15 protein-coding genes are annotated in these 15277 nt (G+C 57.4%); 10 read left to right on the forward strand and 5 right to left on the reverse strand.

Features of this window, described 5'->3' with window-relative positions; translation table 11 throughout:
• The first annotated feature begins 62 nt into the window (after positions 1–62).
• From flhA to O1724_RS18195, 5 genes are all read left to right on the forward strand, one after another.
• Positions 63–2135: a formate hydrogenlyase transcriptional activator FlhA gene (flhA, locus tag O1724_RS18175; protein ID WP_023323668.1), complete on the forward strand. Its 2073-nt coding sequence runs from the start codon at positions 63–65 to the stop codon at positions 2133–2135.
• A gap of 149 nt (positions 2136–2284) precedes the next feature.
• Entirely contained in the window at positions 2285–3283 is a 999-nt protein-coding gene (gene eitA / locus O1724_RS18180) for a siderophore ABC transporter substrate-binding protein EitA (protein WP_022651749.1), read from the forward strand.
• Positions 3283–4320 carry a FecCD family ABC transporter permease gene (locus O1724_RS18185; protein ID WP_022651750.1) on the forward strand — a complete coding sequence of 346 codons (1038 nt, stop codon included), beginning with the start codon at positions 3283–3285 and terminating at the stop codon, positions 4318–4320. The genes eitA and O1724_RS18185 overlap by 1 nt, the downstream gene beginning before the upstream one ends.
• Positions 4320–5081 carry a siderophore ABC transporter ATP-binding protein EitC gene (gene eitC / locus O1724_RS18190; RefSeq protein ID WP_022651751.1) on the forward strand — a complete coding sequence of 254 codons (762 nt, stop codon included), beginning with the start codon at positions 4320–4322 and terminating at the stop codon, positions 5079–5081. The genes O1724_RS18185 and eitC overlap by 1 nt, the downstream gene beginning before the upstream one ends.
• 15 nt (positions 5082–5096) lie before the next feature.
• Positions 5097–6317 (forward strand): MDR family MFS transporter, encoded by a 1221-nt coding sequence (locus O1724_RS18195; protein ID WP_061856254.1) that lies wholly within the window; start codon positions 5097–5099, stop codon positions 6315–6317.
• Positions 6318–6322: 5 nt separating this feature from the next.
• Here O1724_RS18195 and O1724_RS18200 read toward each other — a convergent pair whose 3' ends face one another.
• The gene (locus O1724_RS18200) at positions 6323–6667 is read right to left on the reverse strand and encodes a nitrous oxide-stimulated promoter family protein (RefSeq protein WP_022649174.1); all 345 of its coding nucleotides are present in this window, start codon (positions 6665–6667) and stop codon (positions 6323–6325) included.
• 175 nt (positions 6668–6842) lie between these two features.
• Between O1724_RS18200 and O1724_RS18205 the strand changes: the two genes are divergently transcribed.
• Positions 6843–7073: a SymE family type I addiction module toxin gene (locus O1724_RS18205; protein ID WP_045335710.1), complete on the forward strand. Its 231-nt coding sequence runs from the start codon at positions 6843–6845 to the stop codon at positions 7071–7073.
• Between the two features lie 113 nt (positions 7074–7186).
• A complete protein-coding gene (gene mutS, locus O1724_RS18210) occupies positions 7187–9748 on the forward strand; it encodes a DNA mismatch repair protein MutS (protein WP_126296935.1) in 2562 nt (853 codons plus the stop codon).
• Positions 9749–9838: 90 nt separating this feature from the next.
• On the opposite strand, the gene O1724_RS18215 is transcribed toward mutS, so the two are convergent.
• From O1724_RS18215 to O1724_RS18225, 3 genes are read right to left on the reverse strand one after another with little or no spacing between them, the layout of a single operon-like run.
• Positions 9839–10060: a non-oxidative hydroxyarylic acid decarboxylases subunit D gene (locus O1724_RS18215; protein WP_003862116.1), complete on the reverse strand. Its 222-nt coding sequence runs from the start codon at positions 10058–10060 to the stop codon at positions 9839–9841.
• Positions 10061–10070: 10 nt separating this feature from the next.
• Positions 10071–11498, reverse strand: a complete 1428-nt coding sequence (locus O1724_RS18220) for a non-oxidative hydroxyarylic acid decarboxylases subunit C (RefSeq protein ID WP_023314736.1) — start codon at positions 11496–11498, stop codon at positions 10071–10073.
• The gene (locus O1724_RS18225) at positions 11488–12090 is read right to left on the reverse strand and encodes a non-oxidative hydroxyarylic acid decarboxylases subunit B (RefSeq protein WP_003862111.1); all 603 of its coding nucleotides are present in this window, start codon (positions 12088–12090) and stop codon (positions 11488–11490) included. The genes O1724_RS18220 and O1724_RS18225 overlap by 11 nt, the downstream gene beginning before the upstream one ends.
• Positions 12091–12263: 173 nt before the next feature.
• Here O1724_RS18225 and O1724_RS18230 point away from each other — a divergent pair, with 173 nt between their 5' ends.
• Positions 12264–12671, forward strand: a complete 408-nt coding sequence (locus O1724_RS18230) for a MarR family winged helix-turn-helix transcriptional regulator (RefSeq protein WP_022651767.1) — start codon at positions 12264–12266, stop codon at positions 12669–12671.
• Here the strand turns inward: O1724_RS18230 and O1724_RS18235 are convergent.
• A complete protein-coding gene (locus O1724_RS18235) occupies positions 12668–13555 on the reverse strand; it encodes a LysR family transcriptional regulator (RefSeq protein WP_023323674.1) in 888 nt (295 codons plus the stop codon). The genes O1724_RS18230 and O1724_RS18235 overlap by 4 nt on opposite strands.
• Before the next feature lie 109 nt (positions 13556–13664).
• On the opposite strand from O1724_RS18235, the gene O1724_RS18240 reads away from it, so the two are divergent.
• Entirely contained in the window at positions 13665–14867 is a 1203-nt protein-coding gene (locus O1724_RS18240; RefSeq protein WP_126296936.1) for an MFS transporter, read from the forward strand.
• Complete coding sequence (locus O1724_RS18245) at positions 14864–15241, forward strand: DUF4440 domain-containing protein (protein ID WP_414538900.1); 378 nt, start codon at positions 14864–14866, stop codon at positions 15239–15241. The genes O1724_RS18240 and O1724_RS18245 overlap by 4 nt, the downstream gene beginning before the upstream one ends.
• Positions 15242–15277 lie beyond the last annotated feature (36 nt).

Below are 15277 nucleotides of genomic sequence, written 5' to 3' on the forward strand. Positions count from 1 at the left end.
ACCGCATCAATAGCGGTCAGCGCCGAACGTCTCTTTTTGCCAGTTTCTATTGGAAAGCAACAATGCCGTATACACCGATGAGCGATCTTGGACAGCAGGGCCTGTTTGACATCACGCGCACACTTTTACAACAGCCCGACCTCGGCGCACTGAGCGATGCCCTGACGCGGCTGGTCAGGCAATCTGCGCTGGCGGACAGCGCCGCCATTGTGCTCTGGCATAGCGCAACCCACCGCGCGAGCTATTTCTCAACGCGTGATAACGGCAAAATCTTCGAATATGAAGATGAAACGTTTCTTGCCCACGGCCCGGTGCGGCGTATTCTCTCCCGCCCGGAAGCGCTGCACTGCAATTTTGACCAGTTTCGCCAGGCCTGGCCGAAGCTGGCAGAGAGCAACCTTTACCACCCTTTCGGCCACTACAGCATGCTGCCGCTGGCGGTGGAAGGGCAAATTTTTGGCGGCTGCGAGTTTATCCGCGATACCGACCAGCCCTGGAGCGAGGCGGAGTACGAACGCCTGCACACCTTTACCCAGATTGTGGCCGTTGTCGCGGAGCAGATCCAAAGCCGCGTCACCAATAACGTGGACTACGACCTGCTGAGCCGCGAGCGCGATAACTTCCGCATTCTGGTTGCCATCACCAACGCCGTGCTCTCCCGCCTGGACATGGATGAGCTGGTCAGCGAAGTATCAAAAGAGATCCATCACTATTTTAAAATCGATGCCATCAGCATTGCGCTACGCGGCAACCGGAAAGGCAAGCTGAACATCTACTCCACCCACTACCTTGATGAAGCTAACCCGGCGCACGAGCAGAGCGAAGTGGACGAAGCGGGAACGCTGTCCGAGCGGGTATTTAAAAGCAAAGAGATCCTGCTGCTCAATCTCAATGAACAGGATCCGGTAGCCCCCTACGAGCGGATGCTCTTCAACACCTGGGGCAACAAGATCCAGACCCTGTGCCTGCTGCCGCTGATGTCCGGCAACACCATGCTCGGCGTGCTCAAACTGGCGCAGTGCGATGAAGCCGTATTTACCACCGCCAACCTGAAGCTGCTGCGCCAGATCGCCGAGCGCATCTCCATCGCGCTGGATAACGCCCTCGCCTATCAGGAGATCCACCGCCTGAAGGAGCGGCTGGTGGACGAAAACCTGGCGCTGACCGAGCAGCTCAACAACGTGGACAGCGAGTTTGGCGAAATCATCGGGCGCAGCGATGCCATGTACAGCGTGCTCAAGCAGGTGGAGATGGTGGCGCAAAGCGACAGCACGGTGCTGATCCTCGGTGAAACCGGTACCGGGAAAGAGCTGATTGCCCGGGCGATCCACAACCTGAGCAACCGCAACAGCCGCCGGATGGTGAAGATGAACTGCGCGGCGATGCCTGCTGGCTTACTGGAAAGCGACCTGTTCGGCCACGAGCGCGGTGCCTTTACCGGCGCCAGCAGCCAGCGGCTGGGCCGTTTTGAGCTGGCGGATAAAAGCTCTTTGTTCCTCGACGAAGTGGGCGATATGCCGCTGGAGCTCCAGCCCAAGCTGCTGCGCGTGCTGCAGGAGCAGGAGTTTGAGCGCCTCGGCAGCAACAAGCTGATCCAGACCGACGTGCGTCTGATTGCCGCCACCAACCGCGATCTGAAAAAAATGGTCGCAGACCGTGAGTTCAGAAGCGATCTCTACTATCGCCTGAACGTGTTCCCGATCTGCCTGCCGCCGCTGCGCGAGCGCCCGGAAGATATTCCGCTGCTGGTGAAAGCCTTTACCGCGAAGATTGCCCGCCGGATGGGGCGAAATATCGACAGTATTCCTGCCGAAACGCTACGCACACTCTCGGCGATGGAGTGGCCGGGGAACGTGCGCGAGCTGGAAAACGTCATCGAGCGCGCGGTGCTGCTGACGCGCGGGAACGTGCTTCAGCTGTCCCTGCCGGAGGTTTCTCTTGCGGAAACGACCGTGGCCGCAACCGAGGTTGCGAAGGATGGAGAGGATGAATATCAGCTCATTTTGCGCGTGCTCAGGGAGACCAACGGCGTGGTGGCCGGGCCGAAAGGCGCGGCGCAACGGCTGGGGCTGAAGCGTACCACCCTGCTCTCGCGCATGAAGCGTCTGGGAATCGATAAAGAGAGCCTGAATTAACCCGTCATTCCGGCGCCGTATATGGCGCCGCCTTTCATCACTCTGCGTAATTGTCTCACATTGACACAATATATTTTCCTCTGTATAAAATTCCGCCTTAATAATGCGTTTCATTTGCATCAAAATAATTTTAATGAAGGTAGCGTTTAATGAAAAAGGTTCTCTGCGCGTTAGGCCTGGCGGTTGCATCAATGAGTACAGCTCTGGCTACCACGTACCCGCTCACGATAGAAAACTGCGGGTATAAAGAAACCTTCACCAAAGCGCCGGAACGCGTTGTGGCCCTGGGGCAGAATACCGTCGAGATCCTGCTTCTGCTGGGTCTGGAAGATAAGGTGAAAGCCAGCGCGTTCTGGCCGACCAAAGTATTGCCGCAGCTGGCTGAGCAGAATGCAAAAATCAAAACCCTGACCGTCGAAATTCCGACACTTGAATCCATTCTTGCGCAAAACCCTGATTTTGTTCCTGCACAGCTGCCGCTGCTGCTCGGGCCTGAAAGTAAGGTCGCAAAGCGTGAAGATCTGGCCACCGTTGGGGTAAACAGCTACTTGTCCCCGGGCATGTGCGCCACTAAAAAAGCCGCAGGCGACATGTACGGCAGCCGCCAGACGCTGTGGGACATGACCTACCTTTATCAAGAGATTGAGGATTTCGCCAAGATTTTCAACGTGGAAGCGCGCGGTCAGGCCGTTATCGCCGACTTCAAAAAACGTGAAGCCGACCTGCGCCAGGAGTTTGGCAAAAACAACAAAGACCTCTCCTTTGTTTTCTGGTTCTCAAGCTCCTCACCTTCGGCTGATGCCTATGTCGGCGGCAAAAACAGCGCCTCTGGCTTTATTGCTAACGTGCTGGGCGGCCATAACGCCATTACCTCTGAGACCGAATGGCCGACCGTGGGCTGGGAAAGTATTATTGCCGCTAATCCGGACGTGATTGTGGTCTCCAGCCTGGATCGTAACCGCTGGGCGCTGGACAACGCCGAAGAAAAAATCAAATTCCTGAAAAGCGATCCAGCCGTCAGCCAGATGGAGGCGGTGAAGAAGGGTCATATTGTGGTGATGGACGGCCAGGCCATGAACCCGACGATTCGCACGCTTTACGGTGCTGAGCAGGTCGGCGAACAGCTCAGAAAACTGGGACTGAACTGATGACCACTGCCGTACTTCAGATGCGGCAGGGGGTGCTCCTGACCACGTCATGCCTGCTCGCCTTCGTGCTGTTGTTTCTGGTGATCGCCCTTGGCGTCAGCATCGGTGAGTTGTCTATCCCGCTCAATAACGTGTTCTACGCCATCAGCAATAAGCTGGGGCTGACTGACGTTCCGCTCAACCGCATCTACGAGAGCGTCATCTGGGACTTTCGCCTCAGCCGCGCGCTGGTGGCGGCCTGTTGCGGAGCCGGGTTGGCCATCTGCGGGGCCGTATTGCAGAGCCTTTTGAAGAATGCGCTGGCGGAACCTTACGTGCTCGGCGTGTCGGCGGGAGCGTCAACCGGGGCGGTGTCAGTCGTCGTATTGGGTCTCGGCACCGGCGCAGTATCGCTTTCTGCGGGCGCGTTTGCCGGAGCCTTCGCCGCCTTTGCCTTCGTCGCCTTCCTGACCAACGGCGCGCGCGGCGGCAATGAACGCACGATCCTGGCGGGCGTAGCGGCCTCTCAGCTGTTTAACGCCATTACCGCCTATACCATCAGCACCTCTGCCAGCGCGCAACAGGCGCGCGACGTGATGTTCTGGCTGCTGGGCAGCTTTAGCGGCGTACGCTGGCCGGAATTCCAGCTGGCGCTGGTAGTGGTACTGGCGGGGCTGGCCGTCTGTCTTTATTATTCCCGTGCGCTGGACGCCTTTACGTTCGGTGATGATGCCGCCGCCTCGTTGGGCATTGCCGTGCCCTGGGTGCGCCTGGCCTTGTTTACCACCACCGCCCTGATCACCGCGACCATCGTCAGCATGGCGGGCTCTATTGGTTTTGTCGGGCTGGTCGTGCCGCACGTTATGCGTTTCCTGTTCGGGCCGCTGCACCGCACGCTGCTGATAGCCAGCGCGCTGGCGGGGGCGATCCTGATGGTGCTGGCCGACATCGCCTCGCGGATGCTGATTGCTCCGCAAAGCCTGCCGGTTGGCGTCGTTACCGCACTGGTGGGCGTACCGTTCTTCGCCGTGATTATCTACCGCTCAAGGAATAAGTAATGAGCATCTGCGCCGAGAAAATCACCTGGAAGGTAGGTAAAAAGATCATTGTGAATCATGTTTCGCTGAAGGTTTCCCGGGGCGAAACGGTGGGCCTGCTTGGCCCTAACGGCTGCGGTAAATCCTCGCTGTTGCGCATACTGGCAGGTCTGCGCCGCCCGGATGCCGGGTGCGTGACGCTGGACGGACAGGACATTGCCCGCATTGCCAAAAAGCAGCTGGCGCGGCGCGTGGCGTTTGTTGAACAGCACGGAATGACCGACGCCAATATGCGCGTGCGTGACGTCGTCAAACTGGGGCGAATTCCGCACCATTCTCCCTTCTCAAACTGGAGCGCGCAGGATGACGAAACCGTCACTGCCGCCCTGCAACGCGTGGATATGCTGGATCGCAGCGAACAGGGCTGGCTGAGCTTATCCGGCGGCGAGCGTCAGCGGGTACATATCGCCCGCGCGCTGGCGCAAACGCCCACCGAGATCCTGCTGGATGAACCGACCAACCATCTGGACATTCATCATCAGATGCAGCTCATGCAGCTTATCAGTGAGCTGCCGGTAACCAGCATCGTCGCCATTCACGATCTTAACCACGCATCCATGTTCTGCGATTCGCTGATTGTGATGCAGCAAGGGCAGATTGTGGCGACCGGAACGCCGCAGGAAATCTTATCCGAGGAACTACTCTGGGACGTCTTCAGGGTGAAAACCAGAATCGAGATCTCGCCGTACCACGGCAAAAAACACATCCATTTTATCGTGTAGGGGTGAGTTAAAACGATGCCTCTTCGCACTGCCACCACGCTCTGGCCGCCCGTTCTGCTGGGCAGCCAGTTCGTGTTTAACATTGGCTTTTACGCGGTCGTTCCCTTCCTCGCGATCTTCTTGCGTGACGATATGCTGCTCTCCGGCGGGCTGATTGGGCTGGTGCTTGGGCTGCGCACCTTTTCCCAGCAGGGGATGTTTATTGTTGGCGGCGCGCTTTCAGACCGGTTTGGCGCGAAGAGCGTGATCCTCAGCGGCTGCATCGTCCGCGTGGTGGGTTATTTACTGCTGGCCTTTGGGCAATCCCTGTGGCCCGTCATTCTGGGGGCCTGTCTGACGGGCGTTGGCGGCGCGCTGTTCTCACCGTCGATAGAGGCCCTGCTGGCAAAAGCGGGAACGCAAAGTGAGGCAAAGGGTAAACGGAGCCGCGCGGAGTGGTTTGCGCTGTTTGCGGTGTGCGGTGAACTTGGCGCCGTTCTTGGCCCGGTGATGGGGGCCCTGCTGACGGGGCTGGGCTTTCGTCAGGTTGCGCTCGCAGGCGCAGGGATATTTATCGTTGCGCTGGTGGTGCTATTTTTCTGCCTGCCTGCGGCACATCACAGCACGAAGCCGCTGAAAATTCTGCCCTGGTGGACGACGTTCCGTCAGCCGCGTTTCGTCGCCTTTATCATTGCCTACAGTTCATGGCTGTTAAGCTATAACCAGCTCTATCTGGCGCTGCCGGTGGAGATCCAGCGCGCCGGGGGGAACGAAAAAGACCTGGGACCGCTGTTTATGCTGGCATCGGTGCTGATCATTGTTCTGCAATTGCCCCTCGCCCGCTTCGCCCGAAAGGTTGGCGCGGTAAGGATTTTACCGGTGGGCTTTTTGCTGCTCTCCGCCGCGTTTGCCAGCGTGGCGCTTTTTGCCGCGACGGAGCCGCCGGAGGGCTGGCTGCGCCTGCTGCCCTCTGCAAGCCTTGTCACGCTGCTGACGCTCGGACAAATGCTGCTGGTGCCGTCGGCTAAAGATTTGATCCCGCGCTTTGCCGAGGAGTCAACGCTTGGAGCGCACTATGGCGCACTCTCAACCGCCGGCGGCATCGCGGTGCTGGTGGGGAATTTAGGTTTAGGCAGCCTGCTGGATAAGGCGCTGGTGCCCTCGACGGAGGCCATTTACCCGTGGCTGCTGCTGGCGGTGTTTCCACTGTGCAGCGCGGTCGCGCTGAGCGTGATTTGTCGTCCGCTGCGGCGCTGAGACGATTATTTTTTGGGCCGATACTTTTCCGGTAATTCCGGAACCGGACGACGATCGTCGATCAGATGTCGGATGGTCAGAATCGGATGACGCCATAACATACGTGGCCCTGCCCAGCGCATCACCTGCTTCATCTCTTCCCGTCGGGCGGGCTGATAACAGTGCACCGGGCACTGTTTGCAGGCAGGTTTTTCCTCACCAAACACGCATTTATCCAGCCGCTTATCAGCATAAGCCTTGAGCGCCGAATAGTGCCCCTCTTCTTTTATGGCGTGCGGACACCTGTTTTCGTACAGGGCGATCATTCTGGCGATCGTCTTTTTTTCTCGTGAAATACGTTTACCGGACATAACGCCGTCCCCAACAATAAAGTGCATTTATAATACCCTTTTATCTGCACATTTTCAGTCATTGCATTCCATTTTCTGAAGCGTCCTTCCAGAATTTCCCCGCCCCCCGCCGCGTTTTACTGGTATTTTATACAGGCGTAAATAATCACCTTTGACCGCATTCACCGGAGCGCTTATGCAACAGATCGCGATCGCCAAACCCTATCGTCACTTGAAAGTGGGTTACTTCAGAAAACGTCATGAAGACCGTAAAACGAAAATTCCAAAACGGTACAGCGTACACGCAGCTCTAAGCCTGAAAGGCGACTGGCTTGAACAAGCGGGATTTACCACCAACTCGCAGGTGCGGGTGGGCGTCGAGCACGGAAAAATCATCATTGAATTAATGGCGGAAGATGCCTCGTAAAGTCGTGACTTTTTTCTGCGCCGCACCTTTTTTTCATGCGACAATAGAAGGAACAATCGGCCATTGAGCCGCTCAAAGCGTAATATTTTCAAAGAAATGGATATCATAACTCCATGAGCACAATCGACAATTTCGACGCGCATACGCCAATGATGCAGCAGTACCTGAAGCTGAAGGCACAGCACCCGGAAATTTTGCTGTTTTACCGTATGGGCGATTTTTACGAGCTTTTTTATGATGATGCGAAACGTGCGTCTCAGCTGCTCGACATTTCCCTGACGAAACGTGGCGCGTCGGCAGGCGAGCCCATCCCGATGGCGGGTATCCCGCATCACGCGGTTGAAAACTATCTGGCGAAGCTGGTGAACCAGGGCGAGTCTGTCGCTATCTGCGAACAAATTGGTGACCCGGCCACATCGAAAGGCCCTGTTGAGCGCAAGGTCGTACGCATCGTCACGCCGGGAACCATCAGCGATGAGGCCCTGCTTCAGGAGCGCCAGGATAACCTGCTGGCGGCGATCTGGCAGGATGGTAAAGGGTTTGGCTACGCCACGCTGGATATCAGCTCCGGTCGTTTTCGCCTGAGTGAACCGGCTGACCGTGAAACCATGGCGGCTGAACTACAGCGCACTAATCCGGCAGAACTGCTTTATGCAGAGGATTTCGCCGAGATGGCGCTGATTGAAGGTCGCCGCGGCCTGCGTCGTCGTCCACTGTGGGAGTTCGAAATTGATACCGCGCGCCAGCAGTTGAACCTGCAATTTGGCACGCGCGATTTGATTGGCTTTGGCGTGGAAAACGCCCCGCGCGGGCTGTGTGCCGCAGGCTGCCTGTTGCAGTACGTTAAGGATACGCAACGTACCGCCCTGCCCCATATTCGTTCCATCACCATGGAGCGTCAGCAGGACAGCATCATCATGGATGCCGCCACGCGCCGCAACCTGGAGATCACGCAGAACCTCGCTGGCGGCATGGAAAATACGCTGGCGTCGGTTCTTGACAGTACGGTTACCCCCATGGGCAGCCGTATGCTCAAACGCTGGCTGCATATGCCGATCCGCAATACCGAAACGCTGATTGGCCGCCAGCAAACCATTGCCGCATTGCAGGATCGTTATACCGAATTGCAGCCGGTGCTGCGTCAGGTGGGTGATCTTGAGCGTATCCTGGCGCGCCTGGCCTTGCGCACCGCGCGTCCACGCGATCTCGCCCGTATGCGGCATGCGTTCCAGCAGTTGCCGGAACTGCGCGCTCAGCTGGGAGAGATCGACAGCGCGCCAGTGCAAAAGCTGCGCGAAACCATGGGCGAATTTACCGAGCTTCGCGAACTGCTGGAACGCGCCATCATTGATGCGCCGCCTGTTCTGGTGCGGGATGGCGGGGTTATTGCTCCGGGTTACAACGAAGAGCTGGACGAATGGCGTGCGCTGGCCGATGGCGCGACGGATTATCTGGATAAGCTGGAAATCCGCGAGCGTGAACGTCTGGGGCTCGACACCCTGAAAGTCGGCTACAACGCGGTACACGGTTACTATATCCAGATCAGCCGTGGGCAGAGCCACCTGGCCCCGATTCACTACGTTCGCCGCCAGACGCTGAAAAATGCCGAGCGCTACATTATACCCGAGCTGAAAGAGTACGAAGACAAAGTGCTCACGTCGAAAGGTAAAGCGCTGGCGCTGGAGAAACAGCTGTATGACGAGCTGTTCGACATCCTGATGCCGCACCTGGCTGACCTGCAACTGAGCGCCGCTGCGCTGGCCGAGCTGGATGTCCTGGTAAACCTGGCTGAGCGCGCCGACACGCTGAATTACACCTGTCCGACCTTTACTGACAAACCCGGCATTCGCATTACCGAAGGCCGCCACCCGGTGGTTGAGCAGGTGCTGAACGAGCCGTTTATTGCCAACCCGTTGAACCTGTCACCGCAGCGAAGAATGCTGATCATTACCGGCCCCAACATGGGCGGTAAAAGTACCTATATGCGCCAGACAGCCCTTATCGCGCTGCTCGCCTACATCGGCAGCTACGTTCCAGCGCAGAAGGTTGAGATTGGCCCTATCGACCGTATCTTCACCCGTGTGGGTGCGGCGGACGATCTGGCGAGCGGTCGCTCTACCTTTATGGTCGAGATGACCGAAACCGCCAACATTCTGCATAACGCGACAGAGAACAGTCTGGTGTTGATGGACGAAGTAGGACGCGGTACCTCCACCTATGACGGCCTGTCTCTGGCCTGGGCGTGCGCGGAAAGTCTGGCAAATAAAATCAAGGCGCTGACGCTGTTCGCAACGCACTATTTCGAACTGACACAGCTGCCAGAGAAAATGGAAGGCGTGGCTAACGTCCACCTTGATGCGCTTGAGCACGGCGACACCATCGCCTTTATGCACACGGTGCAGGACGGCGCGGCAAGCAAGAGCTATGGCCTGGCCGTCGCCGCGCTGGCGGGCGTGCCAAAAGAGGTGATTAAGCGCGCGCGTCAGAAATTGCGTGAGCTGGAAAGTTTGTCACCGAATGCGGCAGCTACGCAGATAGATGGTACGCAGATGTCACTGCTGGCGGTGCCGGAAGAGACCTCTCCGGCGGTAGAAGCGCTGGAGAACCTCGACCCGGATTCACTGACGCCGCGTCAGGCGCTGGAGTGGATTTATCGGTTGAAGAGTCTGGTTTAGTTTTCTGCGGTCTTTTGCCGGGTGGCGGCTTCGCCTTACCCGGCCTACAAAACCCGTAGGACCGGTAAGCGTAGCGCCACCGGGCTTTTTTTACAGCAGCGGCGGGATCGTCGGCACCTGCGGTGCTTCATCAATATCCTTCTGCGTCATGCGGAACGCTTCCGGGTAATGCTCGCGGCTGGTACGGCGCAGCGGTTCGGTATCGCGCCAGGTATACAGACAGTGCTGACACTGATATACCGTCCAGACACCTTTCACCGGTGATGTTGCCATCACTTCAATATGTTCATCGGCACAACGTGGACAAATCATTTTTTCCTCCTTATTGACGTGCCGCCAGCATCGCGGTCAGTTTTTCGGCCCAGGCTTTGGTTTCAGGGAGATCCTGTACCGGCTGGCTGTAGTGACCACGGTTGTCCGGGGCAACCGGGGTGGTGGCATCAATGATCAGCTTGTCAGTGATCCCCGCCGGGCTGGAGCCGGGGTCAAGCTCGAGCACAGACATATTCGGTAGCTGCACCAGATCGCCTGCCGGATTGACCTTTGATGACAGCGCCCACATCACCTGCGGCAGGTTAAACGGATCGACGTCTTCATCCACCATAATCACCATTTTCACGTAACCCAGACCGTGTGGCGTGGTCATGGCGCGGAGGCCGACCGCACGGGCAAAACCGCCGTAACGCTTTTTAGTGGAGATAATCGCCAGCAGACCGTGGGTGTACATGGCGTTTACCGCCTGCACTTCCGGGAATTCCGACTTTAGTTGCTGATAGAGCGGTACGCAGGTGGCGGGCCCCATCAGATAATCAATCTCGGTCCACGGCATGCCGAGGTAAAGGGATTCGAAAATGGGTTTGGTGCGGTAAGAGACTTTATCAATGCGTACGACCGTCATGTTGCGCCCGCCGGAGTAGTGTCCAGTAAACTCACCGAATGGCCCTTCAATTTCACGTTTCCGGCCTTCAATCACCCCTTCGAGGATCACTTCCGACCCCCACGGCACATCGAAACCGGTCAGCGGAGCCGTCGCAATCGGATACGGGCTTTCGCGTAGCGCACCGGCCATCTCATACTCGGATTGATCGTATTTCAGCGGCGTGGCGCCCATCAGGGTGATGATCGGATCGTTACCCAGCGTAATGGCAATAGGCAGGTCTTCGCCGCGCTCTTCTGCCTTATGCAGATGCAGCGCGATATCATGCATCGGCACCGGTTGCAGGCCGAGCTTACGCTTGCCCTTCACTTCCATACGGTAGATCCCGACGTTCTGTTTGCCGAAGTGATCGGGGTCGAGCGGATCGCGGGAGACAACGCACGCTTTATCGAGATAAAAGCCTCCGTCACCGTCGTTCAGGCGGAACAGCGGCAGAATGTCGAACAGGTTGATGTCTTCCCCGTCCACCGTGTTCTGCGCCCAGGCCGGATTTGCACGACGCTCTGGCGAGACGGGGAATTTGTCCCAGCGACGAATAAACTCGTCGATCTGTTTTTTCACCGGGGTATTCGCTGGCAGCCCCATCGAAATAGCATGGTTTTGCCACGAGCCGATAGTGTTCATCACCACACGGGCATCGGTGAAGCCGCGAATATTATCGAACCACAGCGCAGGCGCACCGTCACCGATGCGTCCGGTCGCGTTGGCGGCCGCCGCCAGATCCGGCTCGGCGTTAACCTCTTCCTCAATTTTCAGCAGTTGCCCTTGCTCATCGAGCGCCTGCAAGAAGCTTCTCAAATCATCAAATGCCATCTTTATTCTCCTGTGAAAAATGTTTCGCTGCCTGCAAACCTTCCCAGCGTCGGGCTTTTTTATGCTCCAGACCAAACTGGTCGAGAACACGGGTCACGATATGCTGGGTAATGTCATCGGCGGTTTGCGGGTGGTTGTAGTACGCAGGCATAGGCGGCACCATCGCCACGCCCATACGGGAAAGAGCAAGCATGTTCTCGAGATGGATGGTGCTGAGCGGCGTCTCACGGGGAACCAGCACCAGCTTGCGCCCCTCTTTCAACACTACGTCTGCCGCACGCCCTACCAGCCCTTCGGCGTAGCCCGCGCGGATACCCGCCAGCGTTTTCATGCTGCACGGGATGACGATCATGCCGTCGGTGCGAAACGAGCCGGAGGAGATGGTGGCAGCCTGATCGGCCGGGCTATGGACGACATCCGCCAGTGCAGCAACGTCATGCGCAGTGAAGGGCGTTTCCAGCTCAATGGTGGTTTTTGCCCACTTCGACATCACCAGGTGCGTTTCCACCTCCGGCATTTCCCGCAGCGCCTGTAACAACGCCACGCCTAATGGCGCACCCGTCGCGCCCGTCATTCCCACAATCAATCTCATTCAGCACCTCAATTAATTTGTTCGTATACGAACATATTAATTAAACTACGCCTTGATCCTGCTGCTGACAAGATCGTTCGCATACGATCACACTAATCGCTAAAAAACTCTCGCGTTAAAATTCAGCCCAAGAGCGGCTATCATAGAGGGAGTATTTTTCCGTCGGAGTGTCCATGGAGTTAAGACAAGAAGCTTTCCACCTGCTACGTCAGCTTTTTCAACAGCATACCGCCCAGTGGCAGCACGCATTGCCTGAACTGACCAAGCCACAATATGCGGTGATGCGGTCAATTGCTGAAAATCCTGGTATTGAGCAGGTTGCCCTGACTGAAGTCGCGGTGAGCACCAAAGCGACGCTGGCAGAAATGCTGAGCCGCATGGAAGCACGCGGCCTGGTCAGGCGCGAGCACGATCCGGCAGACAAACGCCGTCGGTTTGTCTTTCTGACTGCCGAAGGTGAGGCCCTGCTTGAGAGCAGTAAACCGATTGGAAATGAGGTGGATGAGGCATTTCTGGGGCGCCTTAACGGCGCGGAACGAGAGCAATTTTCAGCGCTCATTAAAAAAATGATGCAGGGTTAAGTCACCCTGACGCGCATAAAATCAATAAATGTTCGCACTTTCGCGGGCACATGCCGGGCATCGGGATAAACGGCATAGATGCCCTGCTGAGCAAACGTGTACGCCGGTAACAGCGAGACCAGTTCCCCCGCATCCAGTGCGTTACGCACCAGCCACTCCGGCAGCAGCGCCACTCCACATCCCGCGAGGGCAAAAGCCATCAGCGCCTGGGCGCTGTCTGCATACAGGCGCGGCGCTTTCTTGATCTCAAAGGAAACCGGATGCCCATCAACACCTCTTACCTGCCAGCGCAGCGGCGACGTTAAACGCTCGTGAATGATCCAGTCCGCTTCCGCCAGTTGTTCCAGCGAGTCAACCGGATGGTTTGCCAGCCAGCCTGGCGTTGCCACGGGCAGGATGGTGAAGGAGGTCATCAACGCGGCGTGGTAGCGCGAATCTGCAAGCGTGCCGAGCCGGATAGCGACATCGAAGCGCTCGGCGATAAGATCGGCATGCAAAGAGGACGAGACATGCCGCACGCGAAGGTCCGGGTGCAACTGGCTAAATTCAGCCAGCAAAGGCACCACCACCTGCGAGCCATATTCGGGCGTGGTGGTGATCCGCAGTTCTCCCGTCAGCCCGGCGTGGTTGGCGCGAACGTCATCCTGCAATCGCTCTGCATCCCGTAACAGCATCACGCTTCGTTGATGAAAGAGCTTCCCCGCCTCGGTCAGCGTCAGGCGTCGGGTGGTTCGCAGCAACAGGGTGACGCCCAGCTCCTCTTCAAGCTGACGAATATGAAAGCTGACCACCGCTTTTGTCAGCCCCATCGCCTCCGCCGCGGCGGTGAAACTGCCGGTTTCCGCTACGGCGATAAACATTGCCGTACGCTGTAAATTAAGCATCGCTTGCCTGGTTAACTGTCAAAATAATGTTGACAGTATATCGTGCTTTGTCGCGTTTATCCGTAACGTGCGGGCCGATACGATACGCCACCTCACCGGAGGAACTTCCATGACGTATCGCAGCAAAATCGCCGTCGTCTTTCTGCTCGGCTTTTTCCTTGATTTGATAAACATGTTTATTGCCAGCGTCGCCTTTCCGGCGATGGCTCGCGCTTTCAATACCACACCTTCCGCGCTTGCCTGGGTAAGTAACGGATACATTGCCGGGCTGACGCTAGTCATCCCTTTCAGCAGTATCCTGACGCGCCGCGTCGGGCCGAAGCGCGTTATCCTGCTCTCACTGCTTCTCTTTAGCGCGGCCTCCGTTGCGGCGGGTCTCTCATCTTCGCTGGAAAGTCTGATTGCCTGGCGAGTCGTACAGGGCGCCGGAGGGGGTTTACTGATCCCGGTTGGTCAGGCGCTGACCTGGCAACAGTTTAAGCCTCATGAGCGGGCCAGACTCTCCTCGGCGGTGATGCTGGTCGCACTGCTTGCCCCCGCGTGCTCACCGGCTGTGGGCGGTATGCTGGTTCAGACATTCAGCTGGCGCTGGATATTTTTTGCCACCCTGCCCGTCGTCATTGTCACCTTTGCTTTGGCCTGCGCGTGGCTTAAAACAGAACCGTCGCCGATAACCCCCACCAGGACAGTAAACCTGTCTTTGCTGACGGATCCGCTGTTGCGCTTATCCATGCTTATCTATGTGTGCGTACCCGGCATTTTTATCGGCGTGAACGTAACGGGCATGTATTACCTCCAGAGCGAGGCCAATATGACACCCGCCGCAACGGGCATGCTTATGCTGCCATGGTCTGTGGCTTCGTTTTTGGCTATCACCGCGACAGGACGCTATTTCAACCGTATCGGCCCCCGGCCGCTGGTGGTCATCGGTTGCCTTTTGCAGGCGACGGGCATTCTGCTTTTAGTTAACGTCGGCCCGGCAATGCTGCTACCTGCCGTTGCGTTTGCGCTGATGGGCGCGGGGGGAAGCCTTTGCAGCAGTACGGCTCAGAGCAGCGCGTTTTTGACGATGCGACCGGAAAATATGCCTGATGCCAGCGCGCTATGGAATCTGAATCGTCAGTTGAGCTTTTTTGCGGGTGCCCTGCTGCTGGCGCAGGCGCTGAGCTTCATGCAGGCTTATCTCCCGCCGCTGGCCGCCTGGCACGGGATGTTTGTTTTTGCCGCAGTCATCACTCTACTGCCCGTACTGTACGTCTACCGTCTTAACAACACGCAGTTACTTGCGCAACTGCAACAGGAGCAACCATGACCCATTTCGAACAAGAGATCCTCGACATTCACGTCGCCCTTGAAAACTGGTTAGGTGCAGGCGAAGGCGATCGGGACGCCCTGCTCGCCCGTTTCCGTCCGGATTTTCTGATGGTTCCACCGAGTGGCAACCCGTTAGATCATCACGCGCTTGCCCAATTTTTAAATACGCAGCGGGGAACCCGACCCGGGCTCAGGATCGGTATTGATGCGTTAACAACGCTTCAGACATGGGACAACGGCGCGGTGCTCCATTACCGGGAGACGCAAACCCGGCCAGGCCAGCCCGTCAACGTGCGCTGGTCAACCGCGGTGCTTAATCAGGAAGGGGATAACATCACCTGGCGTTTGCTGCACGAAACGGCGCAGCCGTAAGGCATAAAAAAGGCCCGTCTCACGACGGGCCTTTTC

The organism is Enterobacter cloacae complex sp. HYC074_NIDB, from assembly GCF_056673345.1.